The sequence below is a fragment of the Rhizobium sp. N122 genome (assembly GCF_002211295.1).
In the GTDB taxonomy this organism is placed as follows: domain Bacteria; phylum Pseudomonadota; class Alphaproteobacteria; order Rhizobiales; family Rhizobiaceae; genus Rhizobium.
Genome location: NZ_LOKU01000006.1, coordinates 173,682 through 179,681, shown reverse-complemented (window position 1 = coordinate 179,681; position 6,000 = coordinate 173,682). Strand labels below are relative to the sequence as shown.

The following is a 6,000-nucleotide window of genomic DNA, read 5'->3' as shown; positions in this document are numbered from 1 at the left end:
AGCTGGAATCCACCAGTAAAGCCAGAGCGCGTTTTGCAACCCGCGGCATCGCCAGCAAAGGGGCGACGAGCGCTTGCATCGGCACCAACAACCATCCGGAGCGCGATGTCTCAGAGGGAGAATTTTCGGGCATTGCTTACCAGCGTCTCGCAGATCAACAGACAACCACCTTCTTGTCGCTTTCTGCAACGAGCGCAACTGAAATAATCGGAAATCAAGGTCTTCCGCACCGGCTTGTCCATCAGAAGTAGGTGGTTTAATGCCGTATTCCCTTGCGGCGGATTACCTTCTCCGCGGTCAGAAACAAGATGCGCATGTCGAAGCCGAATGAACGCCGCTTCAGATATTCGACGTCGAATTTCACCTTCTCCGGAACAGGCAACTCGTCGCGGCCGTTGATCTGCGCCCAACCCGTCAATCCGGGCAGAAGCTTGTCGACGCCGTGGGCCGTCCGCAACTCGATCAGATCATCCTGATTGTAGAGCGCCGGCCGTGGGCCAACGAAGCTCATCTTGCCCCCCAGAATACACCAGAGTTGCGGCAGTTCGTCGAGGCTCGATTTGCGCAGAAACGAGCCGATGGGTGTCAAGAACCGATCCGGATTGTCTAGCAGATGCGTGGCGACCGTGGGCGTGTCGACGCGCATGCTGCGGAATTTCGGCATCAGGAAGATCTGGTTGAAACGGCCGACACGTTTTGACCAATAAAGGATTGGTCCCGGCGAGGTAAGGCGGACGCAAAGAGCGACGATGAGGATTGGGACGAGCAGGATCGCGGACGCTATCAAAGCCAGAAAAACATCCACCGTCCGTTTCAAACCCATGCTTCGCTCTTCTATGCTTACCGGCGGTTTCGCCTTTGCGCCGTCGCCCTTGCCGTATCGTTAAAAAGCCTTTCGCGTCAACTGCGACACATCGTGATTCACCCGACATATTGGCTGCCCGGCCTCTATCTGCTTGGCGGCACGCCCTCGCCCATGAGAATTGGCCATGCGAGATCCGTCGATTTGGCAGCCGAATCCGTGATGGCTGGCTCCTGCCGCAAGCCAAGGCGGCGCCGGCAGCAATGATTTCGAACCCAGCCTGACTGAAAGCGCAATTTGCGGATTTCACCGTTCGATACCAGACGGCGACTATCCACAATCTCGCTTTCACTTCCACTCGTAGGACTTAAACGAGCGGTACGGCCGCTCCGCCACCAAGGCAGAAAGATCGTCGATCGTCGACAGATTCTGCAAAGCATCCGCCTCATCATTAAAACCGATAAACACCATCAGCATTGACCGAGCCACCGGTTGGCCCTTCTTGCGGTAGGAAAAATTGACAGCGCAGTGGGGGTATTGGGCGTCCACTGCGCGCGCAGAGGCGCTACCGCCTCCGGCGCGGTTATCAATCCCGCCGGCCAATGCCACGAACTGACCAAGAGCGAAAAACCGGTCGATTGCGGAAAAAGCCGTGGACTGCGATATCTGATGGTTGGACGAGGTTTCAGCCGAGCGGCCGTAATAGATGCTGTCCGTCAGCCCTTTGCGCCGTTTCGTCTCGTAGACGATGAGGCCGCCCGCCGCCACTAACTCCAGGCGAACGTTAAAAGTCTGAAATCGTTCACGATGCCTATCGAGTTCCGCAAACAAGATCCTCAGGTCGGCAATGTAGTCCGCGTATAGAGCAACGTTCATGGAGCCTCACCCGTGGATCTCATCTTAAGTTCGGGCTTCCTAACACACGCGCGTCGAACGCAACACGTCTTTCCAGGGTGGAAGCAGAGCGGTTATTCGCAAATTCACAGGCAAAACACCCGTTGCCATCGCTCGGAGATCATCGGTCTGGACCGCGGCCGCGGCTGTATCGAGATTTTTGACAAGGGCCTGCTCGTCACGCTGCGTGGTAGACTGGCTGGCTCGAGGTCGAGACCTGGATCAAGTTCGCCCGTTGCAAAGGGGCCCCTCTTCCGCCGCGTCCGCGGCCAAGGCAAGGATGTTGGTCCGGACGGCCTCAACGACCAAGAAGTAGCGCGCCTCGTCAAGAAGGTGCTGGCCGCGGTATCCGCGGCGACCTGTTCGCGGCATGCGCAGCCATCTAACACCATGATCTAAAAGCAGGAAGCTCCCAACCAGAAGTTATCTCCGCTTTCATTTCCGTCACATTTTGTTAACCATAAATGTTGCGCCGGCAGGCTGCCCAGCGAACCTTCATCCTGTCTTCCCTCTCACCGGAGAATTGCTGCGGGCAAGTGCCATCAACATCGGACCGATGGCGAATTCACCTCTCTCGGCGCGGCGTGTCAGATCGCGCAAATAACCGCCGGCGGAATTGATATGCCCTGCCCTTTCCAACACGCAGGCCATCACGGTGGCAGCGTTTTCAGCTCCCATGATCTCACAGGCCTCTTCATAGGCCGACGGACTGACGCCGAGCATCGAACGCACCGCAACAGCCGCGGCCATCAGTTCGCGCCATGTGCCGACCGAGCCCTGGGGCCCATAGGCTGCAATCTCAGGGCAGGCCTGCAGCACCAACCCCAGCGGGAAGGCTTTGAGCCCACCGTTGGCGGTGGAGGCGACCCGCGACCCGGAGACATGCTCGTTCCTCGCTTCATCTTTTTGCATCCGGCCTATCGGTTCGGCCCGACCTGGCGATCGATCCTCCGCCGTCGCGCCCTGCTTCGGTTCGAAGCTTGGTTCAAGTTCAGAGATGAAATGTGGGTTTGAATTCTGTATGTGCCGCTCAGAATGTTGGGCATTGCCGCTTTGATTGTGGGTTTTAATCTGCATTTCCAACTGATTGGCGATTTCCTCGCGCAGCAGTTCCAGCTCGTCGAGTGCGGCTGCGACCTGCCCGGCGGATGGCGACCTCGGCAACCGCTCGACGACATGGCGAAAATGCAGATGGATCGCATCCCAATCGCCAGCAGCCCCCTCCTCCAACGCCATCTCGATAAGCTTGGCGACGTCGCGTCGGCAAAGCGTCAGGCGCTCTCTGAGCCGCTGCAGGTGCAATCGTTCCGCAACCACCTCCGCCGCCAGCCGCTCGATTTCCTCCGCCCGGGCGAGCAACGGCGCGAGCGAGAACCCGAATGCTTCACGCAGCTCCCCACCCTGCTCCTTGCGGGCGTAGCGCTTGCCGTTCGGGCTATCCTTACGGATCAGCAATCCGGCCTCGATCAAGCTCGCCAGGTGCCGGCGGATGGTCTGCTCTGCCATTCCATGCGCCCGCAGGGAAAGCTGTGCATTGGACGGAAACACGACAAGCCCGTTATCTTCAGAGATTTCTCCCTTCGGATAAAAGCTCAGCAAGGCGTTCAGAATAGCCAGCGCCCTGTCGGTGACGCCAAGCAGCGGCCTGGCCTCGCACAGCGCACGATAGAGTTTCCACTTATCAATTGATTGGCCGGGCTCGATTTTCCGAGCCGCCGCCTGGCTTGCCAGCATGCCAAACGTCATCGGCCGCCGCCCGAAGGGCGTCGTCACACTTCCGCTTTCCATTGTCTTCGCCTTCTTCAAGGCAAAAGATCGCGGCTCACCAAATTCGGTGCCAAAGACTCTTGACTATGATTCGCGGAAATGTGATTCTCTGGGTGTCTAGATCAGAGAGGGCTTCCGCGACGGCAACGTTCGGGGGCCTTTTCTTTTGCTTATTGATCTCCGTTCTTTGTCAAATCCTGTGTCTTCTCGAACGCCTCGTAGAGACGATCCAGATTGCTGGCGATATAGGCTCCAAAGGCAGATGCCTTCTCAGCCTTCAGCGCGATGGTGAACTGTTTCCCGTCATCCTTGATCTTCGCCTTGACCGCTCCGTCCTTGCGCTGCCAGGCGTGGGCCGCGAGCTGAGGCGCTGCGATCGATGCCGCCGGTTGCTGCCGCCTATTGATGAAGGCAACCAGCATATCGAAGCGGGCATCCGGCTCCGCCGTCTCGAATTCCGCCGACCTGCTGAACTCGATCGCCTGGGCAGAGATGTTTTCGGTCTCGAATTTTACCGACAGGTCGTGCCAGCGGTCACGGCCGGTGGTCTTTGCCGCACCAATGGCGGCCAGGACTTCCGCTGGAATCCGCTTGGTGACGGACAGCATCTTGGAAACCGTCGTCTTGTCGGCGCTGAGCGCCGACATGATCGTTTCCCTATCGAAACCCAACGTGTCGAGCTTGTCGGCGAACATCGTCCTCTCGATGAAAGAGAGATCGGCGCGCGCCGAATTCTCCTGGCCCTGCGCGATGACATGGTCGCGATCGTCAAGTTTCTTGACGACGGCGCGGACAGGCCTGCCGAGTTCTTTGGCGGCGCGGGCGCGACGATGGCCGAAGGCGATCTGATACCGGCCATCCTTCTCCGGATGCGGGCGGACGAGGATTGGCGAATCCTGACCGCGCAGCCGGATGGCCTCGACCAATTCGCGAAACTGTTCGTCGGCATGCGCCAGCCGGTCCGTGACGAACGAATCTTCGATCAGCGCGGGGTCGAGATCAATCACCGTCTCGCCGGTCGCCAGCTTCTCCTCGATCGCTTTGGCCGCATCTGCCTTGGCGGCCAGCGCATCGATACTGCGCGTGACGGCTCCAAGAGCGCCGATCCCTTTATAGGTGATCTGCTGTTTCTCGTCCCTTTGGTGCGGCTCGTCCTCATTGTTTACCGCAGTAAACTTCTTGGAATCGTCCATCAGGCCCGAGAGGAGATTCTTACGCGCCATCAGCCAGCTCCTCGCCCCGGTTTACCGCAGTAAACTTCTCGGTCATTTCCGCCCCCAGGCCTTGTGAATGAGATCGCCGATCTCATTGTTGACGGCATCCATCGCCTCCATGGCGCGGTCATAGGTCGCGCGGGTGAACTGGCTCCGCTCGACCTCGTAAAGCGTCTGGTTGGTCATTGCCGCATCCGAGATCGCGACGCTGCGCAACATCGGATTGGTCAGCACATGGTTTTTGAACATCGAACGCATGAAGGCGACCATCTGCGTCTGCGGCCCGTCCTGCGGGTCATAGCGAGTGACCAGATAACGCAGCCAGTCGAGGTTCATGTTGCCGCCGGCGCCTTTCAGCGTATTCAGCACTTCGCCGAGCATCTGCAGAAACTGGCACATCGACATGACATCGAGCATCTGAGGATGCACGGTGATCAGAACCGCCGTTGCGCCGCAAATGGCGCTCATCGTCAAAAAGCCAAGCTGGGGAGGGCAGTCGATGACGACGACATCGTAGTCCTCGGCGACAGAGGACAGCGCCTCGTCCAGCCGCGCAAAGAAGACGCGCCCATAGTCGCCCGCCTTGCCCTGAGCAAGCACGCGCGGCGTATCATGCTCGAATTCCATCAGCTCGAGATTGCCCGGCACCAGATGCAGGTTCGGGAAATTCGTTGGCCGGATGATCTCTCGGAGCGGCCTCCGCTGATCGTCATAGCGAATGGCGGCGTAGAGCGTCTCGTTCTCGTTGACGTCGAATTCTGGCTGAAAGCCGTGGATAGCGGAGAGAGACGCCTGCGGGTCGAGGTCGACGGCAAGCACACGATGGCCGGTCAGGGCAAGGTGCTGGGCAAGATGCGCGGCACTTGTGGTCTTGCCGCTGCCGCCCTTGAAGTTGACGACGGCAACGACCTGGAGATGTTCGCCACCTTGGCGGTGACGCATATAATGCGTTCCGGCGCGGGCATTGTGCTCCAGGAAGGTGCGCATCTCTTCCATCTGCTCGGCCGTATAGGACCGGCGGCCCGACGGCGTGACCTGCGGAAGGGCGCCCTTGCCTTCCAGCGACAGATTGCGCAGATAGCCGCTGGTCACGCCGAGAAAACGCGCCGCTTCAGCCAGCTGAAATTCCCTGAGGCCCTTCAGCGCGCGCGGCGGAAACATTTCGAGTCGATGCTGCTTCAGCTTATCGGATAGCTCCTGCGCCTGACCAATGATCAACTGGTCTACATCGGAAATTGCTTTTTCTATCTGCGGTGCCATATTCATGGAAATCTCGAAAATGCGATTTAAAAGCCCTGCGAGCTTTGAAACCGCATTTAGCGC

Annotated in this window: 6 protein-coding genes and 1 pseudogene; 2 read left to right on the top strand and 5 right to left on the bottom strand. The window is 58.8% G+C overall.

Annotated elements, in window-relative coordinates; translation table 11 throughout:
* Positions 1-251 (top strand): hypothetical protein (locus tag ATY75_RS34885; protein WP_210199549.1); only part of this gene is annotated, 251 nt, incomplete at its 5' end.
* A 5-nt stretch (positions 252-256) separates the two neighbouring features.
* On the opposite strand, the gene ATY75_RS06585 is transcribed toward ATY75_RS34885, so the two are convergent.
* The gene (locus tag ATY75_RS06585) at positions 257-823 is read right to left on the bottom strand and encodes a sugar transferase (protein WP_088936911.1); all 567 of its coding nucleotides are present in this window, start codon (positions 821-823) and stop codon (positions 257-259) included.
* Between the two features lie 327 nt (positions 824-1,150).
* The gene (locus tag ATY75_RS06580) at positions 1,151-1,678 is read right to left on the bottom strand and encodes a hypothetical protein (protein WP_088936910.1); all 528 of its coding nucleotides are present in this window, start codon (positions 1,676-1,678) and stop codon (positions 1,151-1,153) included.
* A gap of 129 nt (positions 1,679-1,807) precedes the next feature.
* Here ATY75_RS06580 and ATY75_RS35005 point away from each other — a divergent pair.
* Positions 1,808-2,058: pseudogene (locus ATY75_RS35005) on the top strand (integrase); the annotation flags it as partial.
* Between the two features lie 133 nt (positions 2,059-2,191).
* Here the strand turns inward: ATY75_RS35005 and repC are convergent.
* The 3 genes from repC to repA all read right to left on the bottom strand — a co-directional run bounded on the left by repC (position 2,192) and on the right by repA (position 5,943).
* Positions 2,192-3,484: a plasmid replication protein RepC gene (gene repC, locus ATY75_RS06570; protein WP_088936909.1), complete on the bottom strand. Its 1,293-nt coding sequence runs from the start codon at positions 3,482-3,484 to the stop codon at positions 2,192-2,194.
* Between the two features lie 149 nt (positions 3,485-3,633).
* Positions 3,634-4,686 (bottom strand): plasmid partitioning protein RepB, encoded by a 1,053-nt coding sequence (gene repB / locus ATY75_RS06565; protein ID WP_064842257.1) that lies wholly within the window; start codon positions 4,684-4,686, stop codon positions 3,634-3,636.
* A gap of 42 nt (positions 4,687-4,728) precedes the next feature.
* Complete coding sequence (gene repA, locus ATY75_RS06560) at positions 4,729-5,943, bottom strand: plasmid partitioning protein RepA (RefSeq protein WP_088936908.1); 1,215 nt, start codon at positions 5,941-5,943, stop codon at positions 4,729-4,731.
* Positions 5,944-6,000 lie beyond the last annotated feature (57 nt).

Excerpts from the sequence above, each read along its gene's own strand:
- repC (WP_088936909.1), bottom strand. The coding sequence starts at position 3,484 with ATGGAAAGCGGAAGTGTGACGACGCCCTTCGGGCGGCGGCCGATGACG.
- repA (WP_088936908.1), bottom strand. The coding sequence starts at position 5,943 with ATGAATATGGCACCGCAGATAGAAAAAGCAATTTCCGATGTAGACCAG.
- repB (WP_064842257.1), bottom strand. The coding sequence starts at position 4,686 with ATGGCGCGTAAGAATCTCCTCTCGGGCCTGATGGACGATTCCAAGAAG.
- ATY75_RS06580 (WP_088936910.1), bottom strand. The coding sequence starts at position 1,678 with ATGAACGTTGCTCTATACGCGGACTACATTGCCGACCTGAGGATCTTG.
- ATY75_RS06585 (WP_088936911.1), bottom strand. The coding sequence starts at position 823 with ATGGGTTTGAAACGGACGGTGGATGTTTTTCTGGCTTTGATAGCGTCC.